This window comes from Rhizobium leguminosarum bv. trifolii WSM2297, from assembly GCF_000271845.1.
In genome coordinates, this window is sequence record NZ_JH719395.1 from 4,640,169 (window position 1) to 4,657,847 (window position 17,679).

Genomic DNA, 17,679 nt, shown 5'->3' on the forward strand with positions numbered 1-17,679 from the left:
TCCGTGCCTATCAACGGAAGGCGGTCAGGATGCCAGCCGCCATCCCGCTCCGGTGGCTTCGGTGGTGAAATCGTCGAAGGATAGCGGTCGCGCGAAGGCATAGCCCTGCAGGATGTCGCAGCCGAGATCGCGCAGCAGTTCGGCATGGGCCGCCGTTTCCACCCCTTCGGCCACCGTTTCGACGCCGAGCGAGCGGGCGATCTCGATGATCGAGCGGACCAGCGCCCGCTCCTGCGAGGCATTGACGATCGGCTGCACCAGCTGGCGGTCGATCTTCAGCCGCTTGGGCTTCAGCTTCAGCAGGCTGACGATCGAGGTATGGCCGGTGCCGAAATCATCGATCTCGATATCGATGCCGAGCGCCTTGATGCGCTCGAGATTGTGCGAGACCACGTCTTCACTCTCGTCGAGAAAGATCGATTCCACCAGTTCGAAGGAGAGTTCGCCGGGGCGGATATGCAGATCGGCAAGCGATTCCAGCAGGCTGCCGTCATGCAGCCGCCGCGCCGAAACATTGACCGAGACCTTGGGAACGGCAATGCCCAGCGCCGTCCAGCGCATCTTGTCGCGCAGCGCCGTTTCCAGCACGATCCGGTCGAGCATCTGCACCACATTGATCTCGTCGGCGATGCGCAGGAACTTGTCGGGCGCGAGCCACCCCTTGGACGGGTGCTTCCAGCGCACCAGCGCCTCCACCCCGGTCAGCTCCATCGTCCCGGCTGAGAATTGCGGCTGATACCAGGCGGTGAATTCGCCATTGTCGATGCCGGCGAGGATCTCGTCGGCCGTGCGCTTGGTGTTGATGATATCGGCCTGGAGATTGTGGTTGAAGAATTCGAAGCGGTTGCGGCCCAGGCTCTTGGCGCGGTAGAGCGCGATATCGGCATTGATCAGCACCTTGCGCGCATCGACATGAATGCCGTTGGCAAGCGCGATACCGATCGACACGCCGCAGCGGCAGGAGAAACCCTGAAAATCGATCGGCTGGCGCATCTCCTCGATGATCCGCGTCGAAAGCTGCGCCATCTCCGTGTCGCCGACATCGAGGGCGAGGATGACGAATTCGTCGCCGCCGATGCGCGCGACGAGATCGCTGCCGCGGACATTCCTGGCGAGCACTTTCGAGGCATGCACCAGCATCGCATCGCCGGCGGCATGGCCAAGCGTGTCGTTGATGTCCTTGAAGCGGTCGAGGTCGATATGCAGGATCGAGAATTTCTGCCGCTGCCGGCGGCCGTCATGCGTCAGCTCTTCCAGCGCGATATCGAGCTTGCGGCGATTGGCGAGTGCGGTCAGCGGGTCGTGCAGCGAATTGTGCTCGATCCTGTTCTTGGCAAGCTCCAGCTCGATATTCTTGGCGACCGCCTCGTCCTTGGCCGCCTTCAGCCGGATCGTCATCAGCACGTCTTCGGTGGCATCGAAGGCGATGCCCATGATCTTCATCTCGCCGGTCCCCGTCTGGTGGACCTTGCCGACCGAGCGCACATAGCGCACCGCGCCGCCGTCGACGATCACCCGGCACACCAGGGTGTGCGTATCGCCGTTTTTCTTGAAGTGCCGCGCGCTTTCCAGCGCCAGGGCCCGATCCTCGGGGTGGATGCAGCCAAGCCAGACCTCCTCGGTCATGAATCCCTTGCGCGGCGCAAGCCCATAGAGCTCGTGCATGCGCTCGTTCCAGATCGAGCCGCCCCGATCGGGCCGTGCTTCCCATATGCCGCATTGGTAGGAATTGAGCGCCAGGTCGAGCCGGCTCGACAGCTCGGCGAGCTCTGCCTCGCGGCTGGAAAGCTCTTCCAGCGCGAGCTCCAGTTCGGCATTCTTGACCTCGCTCATATCCCTGGCCTTGCGCAGCGTGTCGGTCGTCTCCGCGTCGGCGGTCACGTCCCAGACGATGCCGATCGTCCTGCCGACGCCGCCGGCATCGGTATAAAAGGCGCCGACCGAACGCAGGTGGCGAATCCCGCCATCGGCAAGCAGGATACGGTACTGCGCCGTGCAGGCAGCGCCGGCGATGCTGCAGCTGAAGAAGTGCACTTCGGCGACGTCGCGGTCCTCGGGCAGGATCGCCGCCAGCCATTCGTCGAGCGCCCGGCTTCCTTCCTGCGCCGGCTTGCCGTGCAGGGCCGCGGCGCGCGCATCCCAGAGCAGGCTGCTTGAATCATCCTGCAACTCCCAGATGCCGATATTCGAGGATTCGAGCGCCAGATCGAGCCGCTGCGACAGTTCCTTGAGTTTCGCTTCGCGCGTCTCCAGCTCGCTGATATTGCGATTGCGCTCGCCGAGCAGGAGTGTGGCGAAGAAGATCGGGATGATGATGATACAGCCGGCGGCAACGACGATCAGGCGCAGCTCGGTTCGGTTTTCCGGTATCGCCTCCCAACCGCTGTTCGGGACGACGGAGAGTTCCCACTTGCCGCCGGCAAAGCCGATCCTCTGGCGCATCGGATCCTTGTCGTCGATACCGGACGACCCGAAAAAGGGCGCCGGCAGAGCAGCCTTGGTCGCGGCCAGCGCGCCGATATCCCGGATAGCGATCGAAAGATGGTCGAGATGCGGGTAGCGTTCGCGGTTCTCGCGATCGCGTGCCGGCATCAGCCCGGTCGCCTGATAAAACATCGTCTGGTCGATGGCGACCTCGATCGCCCCCCAGATCCGCCGCTTGCCGTTTTCCCTGATGAACACCGGAAAGAAGATGGCAAAGGCGTCGCGGTTATCGACGCTGATCGGGCCGTAGAAGCGCGCCGACTGGTCGCCGGTCGCGCTGGTCATTGCCTGGCGGAAGAACAGAGCCTCGCGAACATCGCGGCCGACGCGTTCATTGCCGGATTGCGGCGGATGGATGTCGCGGATGATGAAGTCAGGTGCGATGGCGATATGAAGGAAGGACGGGTTCTGGATCAGCAGCCAGCTGATCTGGCGCTCCATCTCATCTCCGTTCGCCGCGCCGATGGAGATCAGGTTGGTAAGATCGCGGACGACGCTGAGATCCATGTTGATCTCGGCCATGACCCGGGCGCGAATGAGATTCGTCTCATTTTCGGTGCGGATATGAAGTTCGCGCACATGCGACGCAGTATTGGCCCGGTCGAGGCCGAAGCCGACCATGATGACGACAAGGGCGACAAGCGACGAAACCAGAAAAGAGACGCGGGTATTCTTCAACGCGCGCCGTAACTGCTTGTTGTCGCTCAGCCTGGATAGCAAAATGAAACTCCCATCTTCCGGGCGACTGTAGGGCGCGGGGGTTAATTTACGATTGCCCGCGGGCGATGCCAAAAATCATGGGAAGGGAAAAACGGCGGTTAACACCGCGTCTTGATTATATTTAAAATCCTATTCATCAATTGGGCGGGAAAAGCCATTCTTCCGGGCAATTTTCGCCATATTCAGGAGGCTATCTGTGACCAGTCATGTTCTCGTGCAGCGTCTTAAAAGGATTGTCGCCATGCGTTTCGTCGTCGCCACGCTTTTGGCAACAGCAAGTTTCCTGTCCCCGATGAGCGGTTTTGCCGAGAGCGCCGATGTCGAGGCGACGATCAAAAAGGTCGACACCGCCAATCTCGTGCTGACGCTCGACGACGGCAAAACCTATCAGGCTCCTGAGGAGTTCAACTTCGACGGCCTCGAAGCCGGCGTGAAGGTGATCGTCTTCTACACCGAGGTCGACGGCAAGCGCGTCATCAACGATCTCGATATCGTCAAGTAGGCAAATTTCTCGAGAGTGATCGGGCGAGGTTCGCGCGGATGCCGCCCCTCACCCTAACCCTCTCCCCGTAAACGGGGCGAAGGGACGTACCCTACGATAGGTTGGTGGGAAACGGAGAGGTTGCGGCTATCCCCTTCGCCCCGCGAGCGGGGGTCCGAAGGACGGGTCGAGACCCGTGGCTCGACCCCGGTCGGTGCCGGCAGGCGGATGAGGGGCAAGGCCAGCCGTGCTTACAGCCAGACGATCGTCCGCTCAGCTGTGTCGATCTTGGCGATCCGGTCCTGCGGGATTGCGCCTTCCGCAGCGCTGCTCTTCGGCAAGTCGGAAACCGTCTGGAAAAGCGTGCGGATGACGCCGCCATGTGTGACGCAGACCGTCGGACGGTCGACGGAGTGCAGCCATGAGCCGGTGCGCCAGGAGAGGATCTCGTAGCTTTCCGCGTCATCGCCGGGCGGGATGAAATCCCATTTCGAGGCGTTGCGTTCGGCCACCCGCTCGCGCTGCGTCGCTTTCAGCTCCTTGAGCGTCGAGCCCTCCCAGTCGCCGAAGGAAATCTCGACCAGCCTCGGATCGGTGCGATAGGCAAGCGGCGGCAAGCCCATGGCGGCGCGGACGATTTCCATGGTCGCGCGCGTGCGCTGGAGCGGGCTTGCGACGAAATCGAATTCATCGACGGTGCCGCCGAGAATTTCGCCAAGCGCCAGCCCGTTCTGCCGGGCCTGTTCCAGGCCCGTGGCGTTCATCGGGATATCCTTCTGGCCCTGCAGGCGACGCTCGGCATTCCAGTCGGTCTGACCGTGTCTGATCACGTAGATAAGCACGGTTCAGGCTCCGGGAATGCTTCAGTCCTTGACGACCGAAATGTCGGGGGCGTCGACCGCCTTCATGCCGATGACATGATAGCCGCTGTCGGCATGATGCACTTCGCCGGTGACGGAGCGCGACAGGTCCGACAGGAGATAGAGGCCGACATCGCCGACTTCTTCGATGGTGACCGTACGGCGCAGCGGCGCGTTGTATTCGTTCCACTTCAGAATATAGCGGAAATCGCCGATGCCGGAGGCGGCAAGCGTCTTGATCGGGCCGGCCGAGACGGCGTTGACGCGAATGTTCTGCGGGCCGAGGTCGACGGCCAGATATTTGACGCTCGCCTCGAGCGCTGCCTTGGCGACGCCCATGACGTTATAGTTCGGCATCACCTTTTCGGCGCCGTAATAGGTCAGCGTCAGCATGGCGCCGCCATCCGTCATCAGCTTCTCGGCGCGGCGTGCGACCGAGGTGAAGGAATAGACGGAGATCTGCATCGTCTTGGCGAAGTTGTCGGCCGAGGTGTCGACGTAACGGCCGGTCAGCTCGTCCTTGTCGGAAAAGCCGATCGCATGCACGAGGAAATCGATCTTGCCCCAGAGCTTTTCGACATTTTCGAAAACGGCGTCGATGGTTTCTTCGTCGGCAACGTCACAATGGCCGACGAGCGTCGCGTCGATTTCGGCGGCGAGCGGCTCGACGCGCTTCTTCAGCGCATCGCCCTGATAGGTGAGCGCGACTTCTCCGCCCTGCGCATGAATGGCCTTGGCAATACCCCACGCAATCGAGCGATTGTTGGCGACACCCATGATGACGCCGCGTTTGCCTGCCATGAGGCCGGATGCTTGAGCCATATTTCGCTCCCTAGGAATTCTGATCGATCCTGCCTATGGCATAGGCCGCTAATCGGTTCAAGCTTGGCCTGGATCATCAACTGTTAGGTATCGTAACAAAGGGTGCGAAAGTCATAAATATTTCACAGGAACAGGCCTTCGCGCATGCTGCGCATGAGATCTGTGACTTTGTCGTCGGGTTTTTCCCACAGGATAATGCGCAATTCGACGACGAGATCACCTCTGCCGCCCTCTTCGCGGGGCAAACCCTGGCCGGGGATTTTGATCGTCTTGTCCGAGCCCGACCAGGCGGGGATGGTAATGTCGAGCGGTCCGCTCGGTCCCTCGATGCGAGCCTCGGTGCCGAGAACGGCATTTTCGATGCTGAGCGGCAGCACCGCATGCAGATCGAAACCGTCGACGGTGAAGCGCGGATCGGGCGCAATGCGAATGTTGATGACGGCATCGCCGCGCTGCATGCCCGGCAGCTTGAAGCCCTGTCCCTTGAGCCGCAGCTCGTAACCATCCCTCGTGCCGGCCGGCAATGCGAAGCCGATTTCGCGGCCCTCCGGCAGTGACGCGGTGATCCAGCCGCTCTTCAGCACGTCGTCGATCGTCACCGTCGCCGTCGTCACCTCATCCGGTGCTTTTTCCAGGCCGGTATCCTTGGCGCCGGTGAAACGGCGCACCAGGGATGTCAGGATGCTGAGCGGCAGCGGAAGGTTGGCGCCGGCATTGGCTGCCGTCTCGCCGGCTTCCTCGTCGCCCTTGGTGTCGGCTTCAGTGCTCTCGCCATCCGCGCGCCTGCCGGGCTCGCCCGCCTGCTGATTTTGTGTCTGCTGATTTTGGGCCTGCTGGTATTGCGGCTGCTGCGCGCGCGCCTGCGCCTGGCCACCGCCGGCGGCACGCGTTTGAGCGCCGAAAATACGTTCGACCATCTCGTCGGCGGGCTCGGCCGATCCTGCCTGTTGTCTTGGCCCGTCGGCTGCCGCCTTCTGGGCGGCGCGCGCAAGCTCTTCCATCACACGCTCGGCATTTGCCTGCGCCGCCTTGGCGCGAACAGCAGCCTCGCGCGCTGCCTGGCGCTGCTGCATGATCGTCTGTTCGTGTTTCTTGGCTTCCGCCATCCGCACGGCATTGTCGAAAAGGCTGCGTTTGCGCGGGTCTTTCAGCGTTTCATAGGCGCGGCCGATCTCGGCGAACCGGGCGGTCGCCGTTGGATCGCTTTGATTGTGGTCGGGATGGGCAGCCTTGGCCATATTGCGCCAGGCCGCCTTGATCTCGTCTGCTGCAGCGTCGCGCTTGACGCCCAGAATTTTATAAGGATCGCGCATGTCAAACCGCCGGTGTTGCGATGCGGGAAGCCACGTCCTTGCCCGGCATCCCCCGTCCAATAAAACTTGAGCGGCGCCACCCGCCACAAAGGCAGGAAGAGCCACTTTCAACGCCGATCCTGCGGCGGAGTTGCTAATCACTTGTTATTTCTGTGGAGAGATGTGGGGTGTTTCGCGGCGAATGGTTAGCTCTTCGCTAAGCATCCGGCAAAAAGCGGTCGTGCGTTAACCTGTTGGGACGGCGTCGCGCGTCTTTTCGGGGCGCGCGCACGCGGAAACGCTGCAACATTTTGGATTGTGCCTGGGAGGGCTTAGCTTGCCCGCCGGATCAGCTTTCCCGCCGGATCAACTTTCCGGCTGAAAGCTTAAAAGCTGCCAGTTGCCGCCGCCGACCAGGCAGGTCTTGCCGTAGAATTTGGCGATGCCGACATAGGAATGGCGGGTCGTGCGGAACTGGCGGCAGACCTGGCCCGACTCATTGTTCTCGACGATCGTATCGATGACGCCGGCGCTGCCCGTCGATGCATTCGCCCAGGGAAGCGGTTGGCCCTCGAGCCTTTGCACGTCGGCCGAAGTCACGGCATTGCGCACGGTCATCTCGTCCGACAGCGTATCGGTGCTCGGCGGCGTCTGCGGCACGGTGCCGGTTGCCACCGACCGGTCGACCTTGGCTTCGCTCAAGAAATCCATACCGCCTGCCAGGCAGCCGGAAAGCGAAAGCATTGCAGCGCCGATGACGAAGAACGTGCCGCTGCGTCGCCGCAGGCCCTTTGTATGGCGATATGACTTTGCTATGACTTCCACCCTGCGTCCTGTCCAGTTACCAAAAGCTGGGCGCGTTTTGAAAAATCCGGGGCATTTGAACCAATATGTCGGCAAACGAGTTAACAAGCGGTGACTTTACCGAAAGTGGCGAACCCTTCAAGCTCTTTGCCGAATGGCTTGGAGAGGCGGAGGCTTCCGAGCCCAACGACCCGAACGCCGTGGCGCTGGCAACGGTCGATGAGGATGGTCTTCCCAATGTTCGCATGGTTCTTCTGAAGGGATTCGATGAAGACGGTTTCGTCTTCTACACCAATTTCGAGAGCCAGAAAGGCCGTGAAATTCTGGGCCAGAAAAAGGCGGCCATGTGCTTCCACTGGAAAAGCCTGCGACGCCAGGTCAGGCTGCGCGGCCCCGTCGAAATTGTCACCGATGCCGAAGCCGACGCCTATTTCAAGACGCGGGCGCGCGGCAGCCGCATCGGCGCCTGGGCCTCGAAACAATCCCGCCCGCTCGAAAGCCGTTTCGCGCTCGAAAAGGCCGTGGCCGAATATACCGCCCGTTATGCCATCGGTGAAATTCCGCGCCCCGCCCATTGGTCGGGCTTCCGCATCCGGCCGACCTCGATCGAATTCTGGAAGGACCAGAACTTCCGCCTGCATGACCGCATCGAATTTCGCCGGCCGTTACCGGAAGGCGCATGGGACAAGGTGCGGATGTACCCGTAAACGGCCCTATTTGCCCATCAGTTTCAGCGGAATGCCGGAGGCCAGCGCCGAGACGTAGCGTCGCTTCTGGTAGAGGCCGTTCAGCGACATGCGCGAGAGATAGGCGGTTCGCGCTGCTACCGGCAGCCCGGGCTGGGTGGTGACCGCAAGCTGAAAGCCGAGATTGCGGGCAATCGCCGCCTCGCGGGCGGTCGCCGCCTCCGGGGTGCCATAGGGATAGGCGATCGTCTTGGGACGGATGCCGGTCACCGCCTCGACGTAATCGGCCGAGACCTGCATTTCGATTCGCGCTTCGGCGTCCGGCAGGCGGGCCAGCGCCCGATGGCTGATCGTATGGGCGCCGAGTGTGGCGAGCGGATGGGTCGCGAGCCATTGCAATTGACCCGGCCCCATCACCAGCTGGCGCGTGATATCGGTCGGCTCGATGCCGTTTTCCCGCGCCAGCATGTCGATTGCGGCCACCGCACGCGCCTCGTCGGATCGGTGGATATACCAGGCGAAACGGTCGAAGGCTTCCCACTGCTGCTGCGGATCGTCGAGCGCCAGCCGTTCGCTGCCGCGGCCGAAATCGAAGTGGATTTCGCCTGACCGGCGCAACAGGACGGCGAGCGTCTCCCACCAGATGCTGTGGGAGCCTTCGGCAAAACCTTTAGCGACGAAGACCGTGAACGGTGCCCGATGCTGTTCGAACACCGGCAGCGCATGCTCCAGATTGTTGATGTAGCCGTCGTCGAGCGTGAAGGCGGCAAACGGCTTTCCGCCCTCAGGCTCGGCCAGCAGCGCCGGCACCTGATCGAGCGGTACGAAGCGATAACCCTCCCGCCGCAGCCGCCGCAGCGCCGTATCGAGAAAGCCGGGGGTGATTTCGAGATGCGCATTCGGCTCGAAAGCCTGGGCCACGTGCGGGCGGACATGATGCAGCGTGAAGACGAGGCCGCGTCCGCGCGCCTCGCGCATCAGCCCGGCGGCGGCCAGCAGCCAGGAAAGCTCGAGCCCGGCGCCGATCGCCGCGCGTTTTGTCAGTCGCTTGAATTGTCCCGCCATGCGCCGTCCGTTGCTTTTTGCGGGAAATTAGCAAGGGCGGCTTAAGCCTTGCTGAATCCCGATTTCGCACGGGTCTTTTCATTTCCTGTTAACCAAGGCGATGAAAAGACTAGAAAAATGATAGTAGTTGCCTCAAAGTCGCGCCAAACTTGCCGCTTCTGTCACATTACGGCACAAGCGCCGATTCGATCGAGAGCCGACGCATCAAGGGGAACTGCATGAGAACGCTTCTGGCGGCTGTTTTGACCGTAACGCTGGCCGTTTCGGCGCCTCTTGCGGCCTTGGCCGGCAGCGCTTCGTTGATCCTCGATGCCCGGACCGGCAAGGTTCTCGCCGCCGAAAACGCCGATACGCTGAACCATCCGGCCTCGCTGACGAAGATGATGACGCTCTATCTCACCTTCGAAGCGTTGAAACGCGGCAAGATTTCCTGGGACACCCCGATCAAGATGTCGAAATACGCCGCCGCCCGGCCGCCGACCAAGCTCGGCGTCAAGGCCGGCGGCACGATCACCGTGCGTGAGGCGGTCTATGGCATGATCATCAAATCCGCCAATGATGCCGCCTCCGCCATGGGCGAGACGCTCGGCGGCTCGGAAAGCGGTTTTGCCCGGATGATGACCGCCAAGGCCCGCCAGCTCGGCATGAGCCGCACCGTCTTCGTCAACGCCTCCGGCCTGCCGGACGGCCGGCAGGTGACCACGGCGCGAGATATGTCGACGCTCGGCGTCGCGCTGATAAAGAATTATCCGAACGAATACCGGCTGTTTTCGGCGACAAGTTTCAATTTCCGCGGCCGCACCGTGCGCGGCCACAACAATCTCATGTACCGCTACCAGGGCATGGACGGCATCAAGACCGGTTACACCAACGCCTCCGGCTTCAATCTCGTCAGCGCCGTCCGGGACGGCAACCGCCGCGTCGTCGGCGTCGTGCTCGGCGGCCGCACCGCCCGCAGCCGCGACGACAAGATGGCCGGTCTGCTCGATCGTTATCTCGGCCGTGCCTCCTCTTCCGGCGGCGCAAAGCTGGTGGCGAGCGTCGGCGCCAGGGAGCCTGTCGAAGTCGCCTCCGCTGATGACGCTTCCGATGTTCCGGTGCCGCTCAGTGCACCGCGCCCGGCCGATGATCTCGCAGCAAAGAGCCTGGCTTATGCCGACGACGCCGTCGTGCCGCTGGAGCGCCCGGTGGCGATGGACGAAATCCTGAACGCCGGCAAGGCGCCGAAAATGTCTGCAGAAAAGACCGATGGTGACTGGCAGATCCAGATCTCCGCCGCTCCGAGTGCCGATGCCGCCCGCGCACTTCTCGCCCAGGCGAAGTCTGAAGGCGGCGCGCCGCTGGTGTCCGCCTCGCCCTATACCGAGGCGGTCGGCAAGGGCGCCAACAGGATCTACCGCGCCCGCTTCGTCGGCTTCGCCAGCAGGGATGCTGCGGTCTCCGCCTGCGATGCGCTGAAGCAGCGCTCCTACGACTGCATGCTGCTGCCGGATCACGGCTGATCGCGCCACACCACTCCGGCAATTCACTCAGGCAATTCACACTGGACAAGCATCGGGAATCAGCGCTCCATAAACAAAAGGAGAACGTTCATGTTGCGTCGTCTTGCCGACCAGTTCGAAACTTCATCCGCTGTGCATGTCGCCGCCAATAACATCGAGCGCGATGCCGACTGGTTCCTCTTGAAGCTGCAGGAGGAAATGGGTGAACTGACCCAGGCATGGAACCGGCTGACCGGCCGCGGCCGTGCGAAGGGCCGCTCTCCTGAAGACATGCAGCGCGAGCTCGCCGACGAGACCGCCGATGTTCTCGGCCATCTTCTGCTGTTTGCCCGCCACAACGATCTCGATCTCGCCGCCGCGATCGAACGGAAGTGGCTGTTTCGGCCGGCGGAGGCGGCGAAGAGCTGATGCATGTCGGCCGCTGAAGTCAGCCGACCTTATAGCGATAGAATTTGCTGTCCACGGCCATCAGCGGAAACGAACGGGGCAGGGCGCTCTTGGCAATCTCGGTAAAGCCGTTCTTCTCGTAGAAGCGATGGGCGGCGACGAATTTGTCTGTTGTGCCGAGGAAGATATCGGTGAGGCCGGCATCCCTGGCATGGGCGATCAGGCGATCGAGGAGCAGCGCTGCAACGCCGTGTTCGCGGCCGCGAACCTCGGCGGCGACGAACATCTTGCGTAGCGCCGCCTGGTTGTTGCCGATATCCTTGAGCCCGAGCGTGCCGACGATGACGCCATCTTTGACGGCAACCCAGAACTCACCTTTGCCGGATTGATAGAAATCCGGGATCACTCGCAGATCCGGCTGCGCATCGGCTGTGATATCGATGCCGAACTCCTCGCGCTGGATCGGCAGGATCACCGAAAGCACGGCATCGGCGTCATCGGCGGCAAACGGTCTGATTTCGATCTCCGCCATCAGTCACCCCTCAGGTCTGCGTGCCGCCGACGGTGATCTGATCCATGCGCAGATGCGGCTGGCCGACGCCGACCGGAACCCATTGGCCGCCCTTGCCGCAATTGCCGATGCCGGTGTCGAGCTTCATGTCATTGCCGATCATCGACACCCGCTTCATCGCATCCGGACCGTTGCCGATCAGCATGGCGCCCTTGATCGGCGCGCCGACCTTGCCGTTTTCGATCAGATAGGCCTCGGTGCAGCCGAAGACGAATTTGCCGGAGGTGATATCCACCTGGCCACCGCCGAAGGAGACGGCATAGATGCCCTTCTTCACCGAGGCGATGATCTCGTCGGGTGTCTTGTCGCCGCCGAGCATATAGGTGTTGGTCATGCGCGGCATCGGCACATGCGCATAACCCTGGCGGCGGCCGTTGCCGGTGGGCGCCATGCCCATCAGCCGGGCGTTCTGCCGATCCTGCATATAGCCGACAAGCTTGCCGTTCTCGATCAGCACGTTGTAGCCCGACGGGGTGCCCTCGTCGTCGATGGTGATCGAGCCGCGGCGGTTGTCGATCGTGCCGTCGTCGACAACGGTGACGCCGGGCGCGGCGACCATCTGGCCGAGAAGGCCGGCAAAAGCCGAGGTCTTCTTGCGGTTGAAATCGCCTTCCAGCCCGTGACCGACGGCCTCGTGCAGCATCACGCCCGGCCAGCCGGAGCCGAGAACGACATCCATCGTGCCCGCCGGCGCATCGATCGCTTCGAGGTTGACGAGCGCCTGGCGCAGCGCCTCGTCGGCGCCGTACTGCCAGCTGCCCTCGGCGATGAAATCGCCGAAGCCGATGCGCCCGCCGCTGCCGTAGGAGCCGCTTTCCTGCCGATCGCCTTCGCCGACCATCACCGAGATATTGATGCGCGTCATTGGCCTGATGTCACGGACGCGGTGTCCGTCGGCGCGCAGGATATCGACGACCTGCCAGCTCGCCGCGACCGAGGCCGTCACCTGCCGCACCTTGTCGTCCTTGCCCCTGAGATAGGCGTCGATGTCCTGCAGCACCTTGACCTTTTCCTCGAAGCTCGGCTGGCCGATCGGGTTCTGGTCGCCGTAGAATTTCTTGTTGGTGCCTTGCGGGGCCGCGGCATAGGAGCCGGAATAGCCGCGCGTCACCGCGCCGACCGCATCGGCTGCCCGCTTCAGTGCCGCCACCGAGAGATCACCGGCATGGGCGTAACCCACCGCTTCGCCGGCAACGGCGCGAAGCCCGAAACCCTGCTCGGTATTGAAGCTGCCGCCCTTCAGCCGGCCATTGTCGAAAGTCAGCGCCTCGGCCTGCGCATGCTCGACATAGAGCTCGCCGTCATCGGCGCCGGACAGCGCCTCGGCGACAAGACCCCGCATCGTGGCTTCGTCGGCATCGAATAGCGTCAGGAGATCGGTGGTCATGATATCGCTCCAATGGGCATGCGTTCAGGAATACGCTCACTCTTTAGATAGGGCTCTTACTGATAAGGAGTGAAGCCCTGCGGTCGAATTATTATTGCCGGGGCAGGATGATCTCGCGTGATGGAACGTCCTTCCAAAGCAATGTAAGCGTTTTATCGCTTTGCGCCGGTTGGGTGGCGAGATTTTTGTTGATGATCAGTCTGGGGGCCGATTTGTTCGAAATGATGAGACGTAGTGCAAGCGGAGTCGTTCTCGCTCTTCTTTTTCCGATGACAGGCCTAGCGGCCGACAACTGGCTTGAGAAGGTCTTTCCCGATCCGGAGGAATGCCTTGAGGTGGATGGAATGATCTACTTCGATTTTGACGAAAAAGAGTTGGTGGTGAGGGGATATCAAAAAGCTGAAGTTCACAAGCATATAGCCACCAGGGACGTGATCGTTCGCGAGGAATGCAAGGCCGGTGCAGGGATTGCTTCGCCATTGATAAACAAGCCGGGCAAGTTCTTTGGAAATCAGTTTTCCACATTCGAAATCCCGGCTTCAGGCCAGTCGAGCGACGGATGCTTCACAGCATCATCCTACAATATCCTATTCTCGAAGCCTGCCGCCGTACTTAGAGAGGAGATCGAAAGACGCACCGGAAAGAGGTTGGAAATATATTCCCCCAGCCGTCGCCGTGACGGCAGTGCAGGTGAGATGCCTGGTTATATCGTCGACGCAGGCGACCACTCTGAATATGTTTGCAGCTTCTCCGAATATGATTGAACTCAGAACTCACTGATCGATGGGAGATCGCGGTTAAGAACTTATGGGCGCAGCAGTTTGGTGGAAACGTACCCCCAACCTCCGTCATCCCAGGCCGCGAGCCTGGGATCTATGACACCGCCACCGTTGCATAACTGGTGGATGCTCGGTCAAGCCCGAGCATGACGGAGTATGAGGAGCCTCTAGAGCAAGTGCAGCGAAGAAGACGGAATGCGAGCGGAGTTGCGTTGCGCTTGCATGCCTCACGGCAGCGCGTCAAAACCCTCGGCGAAGCCCTTGAGGTCGACGGGGATGCCGATGCCTTCTTCAGGCGTCTGGAAGACGATGAAGGTTGCCTGGGCGCCGCTGCGGAAGGTTTTCAGCAATTCGTCCTCGAGCACGACCTCGGCATAGCAGCCGTCGGCAAAGCAGCGCACGAAATAGGCGCGGCCGATATCCTTGCCGTCGACATTGAGCCCGAGGCCGTTCGGCAGGAGCACGCCGAGCGGCGCCAGCACGCGGAGAATCTTCGACTTACGGTCGGCCGTCTTCAGGACGACGACGGAAAGCCCGACTTCCGGCCGATCCTCGGCGATGACGTTCTGCATCAGCGCGCATTGTTCGGTCGAGGCCCCGGCCGGCTTGTCGCAGACGACGGACCAGGCGCCGTGATTGGACTTCACCGTGCCCGGCGCCTGCGGCTGGGTCTGGCCAGGCGACACCTGGATGTTCGGGTTGGCCGCCGACGGCGGTTGCTGTGCCGGGGCAGGGGCCGGCGCGGCAGCCGGGGGCTTGGCTGGCGCGGGCGTCGGTTGCTGCTGGGCGAAAACGGGCGTCGCCGCTGCGGCCGCGATGCTGGCAGTCACGAGAAGCGACTGAGCGAGGGAACGGAAACCCATGGAAACCTCTGGATATCGAATCATTGCGGCTATTGTTGAAGCTGCCCACCAAAAATGAAAAGCCCCACCCCGTGAAAACCGGGGGACTGCGGCGGAAATTGGACCTTTCGGCAAGAATGTGCGGCGCGCTGATTGGCCGGAAAGCCGATTTTTCATATGCTGATGAAAAACTTGGGATGTTTTGACCTTCCGGCCTGCCTATGCTTTCAGCAAAAATGCCGCATAGACAATTGCTCTGGCCTGTTGCGGCAAATGCCAAACTGTGGTTTGAAGCGCTGAAGATGGCAAGGATTCTGCGTTCTATTTTGCAGGTCAAGCGCTCGAGGGAGATAATAAGGTGATGAAGAAGGCTTATGCAGCCCTGACCACGCTGGTCTGTCTGCTTTTTGCTTCCGGCACATATGCCGACCAGCCAATGCCGTGGCAGGCAACGCTGCAGCCGGCGGCAACGCCGATCATGCGGGAAATCCACTGGTTCGAACAATATACTCTGTGGTTTATCGTTCCGATTACGCTTTTCGTTCTGGTCCTGCTCATCGTCGTCTGCGTCAAGTTCCGCGCCAGCGCGAACCCGGTTCCCTCGAGGACAAGCCACAACACGATGATCGAGATTGCCTGGACCGTGGGGCCGGTCCTGGTGCTTCTCCTTCTCGCCATTCCTTCGTTCAACCTGCTGACGGCGCAGCTGACGCTGCCTGAAAACCCCGATGTGACGATCAAGGCGACCGCCACCCAGTGGCAGTGGAACTACGAATATGAGGGTTCGGGCGACAGCCCGCTCGCTTTCGATAGTTACCTGCTGAAGGATCAGGATCGCGCGGCCGCCGGCAAGGAAGACAAGTCGATTTATCCCAGGCTTCTCGCTGTCGACAACGAGCTGGTCCTGCCGGTGGGCAAGACGGTGCGCGTTCTCGTGACCTCAGCGCCGACCGACGTCATCCACGCCTTCGCCATGCCGTCCTTCGGCGTCAAGATCGATGCCGTGCCGGGCCGCCTGAACGAGACCTGGTTCAAGGCCGAGCGCGAAGGCCTGTTTTATGGCCAGTGTTCCGAGCTCTGCGGCAAGGACCATGCGTTCATGCCGATCGCCATCCGCGTCGTCTCCGAGGACAAGTACAAGCAGTGGCTGACGGCAGCCGCCAGCGACCTGCCCGGCGCCTACAAGACACTCATGGCCGCAACCGATGGTCCCGCAAAGACCCTCGACGTCGCCGAAGCACAGTAATTAAGGGGATCGGGACAATGGCTGGACCTTCCGCTCACGACGATCATTCTCACGGTCATGCTCATGATGACCACGCCCATGATCATGACCACGACCACGGGCACAAGCCGAGCTTTGCCAATCGCTGGCTGTTCTCGACCAATCACAAGGATATCGGCACGCTCTACCTGATCTTCGCGATCATCGCCGGCATCATCGGCGGCGCGCTGTCGGTAGCCATGCGCATGGAGCTGCAGGAGCCGGGCATCCAGATCTTCCACGGCCTGGCCTCGATGGTCTACGGTTATGAGGGCGATGCGGCGATCGACGGCGCCAAGCAGATGTTCAACATGTTCACCACGGCGCACGCGCTGATCATGATCTTCTTCATGGTCATGCCGGCGATGATCGGCGGTTTTGCCAACTGGATGGTGCCGATCATGATCGGCGCGCCCGACATGGCCTTCCCGCGCCTGAACAACATCTCCTTCTGGCTGATCGTTCCGGCCTTCGCGCTGCTCTTGCTGTCGATGTTCGTCGAAGGCCCGGCAGGCGCTTATGGCACCGGCGGCGGCTGGACGATGTATCCGCCGCTGGCCACCAGCGGCACGCCCGGACCGGCCGTCGACTTGGCGATCTTCGCGCTCCATATTGCCGGCGCCTCGTCGATCCTCGGTGCGATCAACTTCATCACCACGATCCTCAACATGCGCGCTCCCGGCATGACGCTGCACAAGATGCCGCTGTTTGCCTGGTCGGTGCTGATCACCGCCTTCCTGCTGCTGCTGTCGCTGCCGGTCCTGGCAGGCGGCATCACCATGCTGCTGACCGACCGTAACTTCGGCACCTCCTTCTTCTCTCCGGAAGGCGGCGGGGACCCGATCCTCTACCAGCACCTGTTCTGGTTCTTCGGTCATCCGGAAGTCTACATCCTCATCCTGCCGGGCTTCGGCATGGTCAGCCACATCATCTCGACCTTCTCGAAGAAGCCGATCTTCGGCTACCTCGGCATGGCCTACGCCATGGTCGCGATCGGCGCCGTCGGCTTCGTCGTCTGGGCTCACCACATGTACACGGTCGGCCTGTCGCTCGACGCGCAGCGCTACTTCGTCTTCGCGACGATGGTCATCGCCGTTCCGACGGGTGTGAAGATCTTCTCCTGGATCGCAACGATGTGGGGCGGCTCGATCTCGTTCCGCACGCCGATGCTCTGGGCGATCGGCTTCATCTTCCTGTTCACGGTCGGCGGCGTCACCGGCGTCCAGCTCGCCAATGCCGGTCTCGACCGCTCGCTGCATGACACCTATTACGTCGTGGCCCACTTCCACTACGTTCTGTCGCTCGGCGCCGTGTTCGCGATCTTCGCCGGCTGGTACTACTGGTTCCCGAAGATGACCGGCTACATGTACAACGAGATCGTCGGCAAGCTGCATTTCTGGGTCATGTTCATCGGCGTCAACCTGGTGTTCTTCCCGCAGCACTTCCTCGGTCTCGCCGGCATGCCGCGCCGCTACATCGATTATCCGGATGCCTTTGCCGGCTGGAACTATGTGTCGTCGATCGGCTCTTACATCTCGGCCTTCGGTGTGCTGATCTTCCTCTTCGGCGTCTTCGAAGCCTTCGCCAAGAAGCGCCTCGCCGGCGACAATCCATGGGGTGAGGGCGCAACGACGCTCGAATGGCAGCTGCCTTCGCCGCCGCCCTATCACCAGTGGGAACAGCTTCCGCGCATCAAGTAATTTGCGCGGATATCGGGACGCCGCATTCGATAC

16 protein-coding genes are annotated in these 17,679 nt (G+C 61.7%); 7 read left to right on the top strand and 9 right to left on the bottom strand.

Features of this window, described 5'->3' with window-relative positions; translation table 11 throughout:
• Nucleotides 1-24 precede the first annotated feature (24 nt).
• Nucleotides 25-3,204, bottom strand: a complete 3,180-nt coding sequence (locus RLEG4DRAFT_RS37615) for a bifunctional diguanylate cyclase/phosphodiesterase (protein WP_003584686.1) — start codon at nucleotides 3,202-3,204, stop codon at nucleotides 25-27.
• 241 nt (nucleotides 3,205-3,445) lie between these two features.
• Here RLEG4DRAFT_RS37615 and RLEG4DRAFT_RS37620 point away from each other — a divergent pair, with 241 nt between their 5' ends.
• Complete coding sequence (locus RLEG4DRAFT_RS37620; RefSeq protein WP_003569889.1) at nucleotides 3,446-3,706, top strand: DUF1344 domain-containing protein; 261 nt, start codon at nucleotides 3,446-3,448, stop codon at nucleotides 3,704-3,706.
• Nucleotides 3,707-3,936: 230 nt separating this feature from the next.
• On the opposite strand, the gene RLEG4DRAFT_RS37625 is transcribed toward RLEG4DRAFT_RS37620, so the two are convergent.
• The 4 genes from RLEG4DRAFT_RS37625 to RLEG4DRAFT_RS37640 form a co-directional block, all read right to left on the bottom strand.
• Complete coding sequence (locus RLEG4DRAFT_RS37625) at nucleotides 3,937-4,527, bottom strand: histidine phosphatase family protein (RefSeq protein WP_003584687.1); 591 nt, start codon at nucleotides 4,525-4,527, stop codon at nucleotides 3,937-3,939.
• A gap of 21 nt (nucleotides 4,528-4,548) precedes the next feature.
• Entirely contained in the window at nucleotides 4,549-5,367 is an 819-nt protein-coding gene (fabI, locus tag RLEG4DRAFT_RS37630; protein ID WP_003569881.1) for an enoyl-ACP reductase FabI, read from the bottom strand.
• Between the two features lie 122 nt (nucleotides 5,368-5,489).
• The gene (locus tag RLEG4DRAFT_RS37635; protein ID WP_003584689.1) at nucleotides 5,490-6,680 is read right to left on the bottom strand and encodes a DnaJ C-terminal domain-containing protein; all 1,191 of its coding nucleotides are present in this window, start codon (nucleotides 6,678-6,680) and stop codon (nucleotides 5,490-5,492) included.
• Nucleotides 6,681-7,025: 345 nt separating this feature from the next.
• Entirely contained in the window at nucleotides 7,026-7,484 is a 459-nt protein-coding gene (locus RLEG4DRAFT_RS37640; protein WP_003584691.1) for an RT0821/Lpp0805 family surface protein, read from the bottom strand.
• Between the two features lie 65 nt (nucleotides 7,485-7,549).
• Here RLEG4DRAFT_RS37640 and pdxH point away from each other — a divergent pair, with 65 nt between their 5' ends.
• Nucleotides 7,550-8,170, top strand: coding sequence for a pyridoxamine 5'-phosphate oxidase (pdxH, locus tag RLEG4DRAFT_RS37645; protein WP_003584693.1), 621 nt, complete (start codon nucleotides 7,550-7,552; stop codon nucleotides 8,168-8,170).
• A gap of 6 nt (nucleotides 8,171-8,176) precedes the next feature.
• Here pdxH and RLEG4DRAFT_RS37650 read toward each other — a convergent pair whose 3' ends face one another.
• On the bottom strand, nucleotides 8,177-9,214 hold the full coding sequence (locus RLEG4DRAFT_RS37650; RefSeq protein WP_003584695.1) for a polysaccharide deacetylase family protein: 1,038 nt from the start codon (nucleotides 9,212-9,214) through the stop codon (nucleotides 8,177-8,179).
• A 218-nt stretch (nucleotides 9,215-9,432) separates the two neighbouring features.
• Here RLEG4DRAFT_RS37650 and RLEG4DRAFT_RS37655 point away from each other — a divergent pair, with 218 nt between their 5' ends.
• Both RLEG4DRAFT_RS37655 and RLEG4DRAFT_RS37660 read left to right on the top strand, forming a co-directional pair.
• Nucleotides 9,433-10,716 (top strand): D-alanyl-D-alanine carboxypeptidase family protein, encoded by a 1,284-nt coding sequence (locus tag RLEG4DRAFT_RS37655; protein ID WP_003584696.1) that lies wholly within the window; start codon nucleotides 9,433-9,435, stop codon nucleotides 10,714-10,716.
• 90 nt (nucleotides 10,717-10,806) lie between these two features.
• Nucleotides 10,807-11,124 (top strand): hypothetical protein, encoded by a 318-nt coding sequence (locus RLEG4DRAFT_RS37660; RefSeq protein ID WP_003584699.1) that lies wholly within the window; start codon nucleotides 10,807-10,809, stop codon nucleotides 11,122-11,124.
• A gap of 19 nt (nucleotides 11,125-11,143) precedes the next feature.
• Here RLEG4DRAFT_RS37660 and RLEG4DRAFT_RS37665 read toward each other — a convergent pair whose 3' ends face one another.
• A complete protein-coding gene (locus RLEG4DRAFT_RS37665) occupies nucleotides 11,144-11,635 on the bottom strand; it encodes a GNAT family N-acetyltransferase (RefSeq protein WP_003584700.1) in 492 nt (163 codons plus the stop codon).
• Nucleotides 11,636-11,645: 10 nt separating this feature from the next.
• Nucleotides 11,646-13,061: a metalloprotease TldD gene (gene tldD / locus RLEG4DRAFT_RS37670; RefSeq protein ID WP_003584702.1), complete on the bottom strand. Its 1,416-nt coding sequence runs from the start codon at nucleotides 13,059-13,061 to the stop codon at nucleotides 11,646-11,648.
• Between the two features lie 191 nt (nucleotides 13,062-13,252).
• Here tldD and RLEG4DRAFT_RS37675 point away from each other — a divergent pair, with 191 nt between their 5' ends.
• The gene (locus tag RLEG4DRAFT_RS37675) at nucleotides 13,253-13,825 is read left to right on the top strand and encodes a hypothetical protein (RefSeq protein WP_003584704.1); all 573 of its coding nucleotides are present in this window, start codon (nucleotides 13,253-13,255) and stop codon (nucleotides 13,823-13,825) included.
• 242 nt (nucleotides 13,826-14,067) lie between these two features.
• On the opposite strand, the gene RLEG4DRAFT_RS37680 is transcribed toward RLEG4DRAFT_RS37675, so the two are convergent.
• Nucleotides 14,068-14,727, bottom strand: a complete 660-nt coding sequence (locus RLEG4DRAFT_RS37680) for an invasion associated locus B family protein (RefSeq protein WP_171898268.1) — start codon at nucleotides 14,725-14,727, stop codon at nucleotides 14,068-14,070.
• Between the two features lie 316 nt (nucleotides 14,728-15,043).
• Here RLEG4DRAFT_RS37680 and coxB point away from each other — a divergent pair, with 316 nt between their 5' ends.
• Together coxB and ctaD are read left to right on the top strand one after the other, a co-directional pair.
• Nucleotides 15,044-15,928, top strand: a complete 885-nt coding sequence (coxB, locus tag RLEG4DRAFT_RS37685) for a cytochrome c oxidase subunit II (protein WP_003584708.1) — start codon at nucleotides 15,044-15,046, stop codon at nucleotides 15,926-15,928.
• 17 nt (nucleotides 15,929-15,945) lie between these two features.
• Nucleotides 15,946-17,646 (top strand): cytochrome c oxidase subunit I, encoded by a 1,701-nt coding sequence (ctaD, locus tag RLEG4DRAFT_RS37690; RefSeq protein ID WP_003584709.1) that lies wholly within the window; start codon nucleotides 15,946-15,948, stop codon nucleotides 17,644-17,646.
• The last annotated feature ends 33 nt before the right edge of the window (nucleotides 17,647-17,679 follow it).

Coding starts and splice junctions, on each gene's coding strand:
- RLEG4DRAFT_RS37660 (WP_003584699.1), top strand. CDS start 10,807: ATGTTGCGTCGTCTTGCCGACCAGTTCGAAACTTCATCCGCTGTGCAT.
- pdxH (WP_003584693.1), top strand. CDS start 7,550: ATGTCGGCAAACGAGTTAACAAGCGGTGACTTTACCGAAAGTGGCGAA.
- RLEG4DRAFT_RS37665 (WP_003584700.1), bottom strand. CDS start 11,635: ATGGCGGAGATCGAAATCAGACCGTTTGCCGCCGATGACGCCGATGCC.
- RLEG4DRAFT_RS37620 (WP_003569889.1), top strand. CDS start 3,446: ATGCGTTTCGTCGTCGCCACGCTTTTGGCAACAGCAAGTTTCCTGTCC.
- coxB (WP_003584708.1), top strand. CDS start 15,044: ATGAAGAAGGCTTATGCAGCCCTGACCACGCTGGTCTGTCTGCTTTTT.
- ctaD (WP_003584709.1), top strand. CDS start 15,946: ATGGCTGGACCTTCCGCTCACGACGATCATTCTCACGGTCATGCTCAT.
- tldD (WP_003584702.1), bottom strand. CDS start 13,061: ATGACCACCGATCTCCTGACGCTATTCGATGCCGACGAAGCCACGATG.
- RLEG4DRAFT_RS37675 (WP_003584704.1), top strand. CDS start 13,253: ATGATCAGTCTGGGGGCCGATTTGTTCGAAATGATGAGACGTAGTGCA.
- RLEG4DRAFT_RS37635 (WP_003584689.1), bottom strand. CDS start 6,680: ATGCGCGATCCTTATAAAATTCTGGGCGTCAAGCGCGACGCTGCAGCA.
- RLEG4DRAFT_RS37655 (WP_003584696.1), top strand. CDS start 9,433: ATGAGAACGCTTCTGGCGGCTGTTTTGACCGTAACGCTGGCCGTTTCG.
- fabI (WP_003569881.1), bottom strand. CDS start 5,367: ATGGCTCAAGCATCCGGCCTCATGGCAGGCAAACGCGGCGTCATCATG.
- RLEG4DRAFT_RS37680 (WP_171898268.1), bottom strand. CDS start 14,727: ATGATTCGATATCCAGAGGTTTCCATGGGTTTCCGTTCCCTCGCTCAG.
- RLEG4DRAFT_RS37650 (WP_003584695.1), bottom strand. CDS start 9,214: ATGGCGGGACAATTCAAGCGACTGACAAAACGCGCGGCGATCGGCGCC.